Origin of the sequence: Microvirga pakistanensis (assembly GCF_004458765.1) — a bacterium.
In the GTDB taxonomy this organism is placed as follows: domain Bacteria; phylum Pseudomonadota; class Alphaproteobacteria; order Rhizobiales; family Beijerinckiaceae; genus Microvirga; species Microvirga pakistanensis.
Window position 1 is genome coordinate 1 of record NZ_SPJX01000009.1, and the last position, 223, is coordinate 223.

The 223-nt window shown below is 71.7% G+C and carries 1 protein-coding gene; it reads left to right on the forward strand.

Annotation, left to right across the window (positions count from 1 at the left end; translation table 11 throughout):
- A partial coding sequence (locus E4K09_RS00035; RefSeq protein WP_166802080.1) for an ABC transporter substrate-binding protein occupies positions 1 to 223 on the forward strand: 223 nt, incomplete at both ends.

Genomic DNA, 223 nt, shown 5'->3' on the forward strand with positions numbered 1-223 from the left:
AGGCGAAAGCGCGTATCACGCGCCCCAGCCGCGCGCTCTTCGTGCTCTCGCTTCAGAACGGTCGCCCCCTCGTGGGAGGACAGGGCACGACGGCGGACGCCATGCTGGCGCGGGCAGGCGCCAGCAACGCGGCGGCGTCGCTGAGCGGCTGGAAGCCCCTGTCGGACGAAGGCCTGATCGCGGCCGCTCCCGACGCCATCGTGATGATGGAGCACGGCCCTGA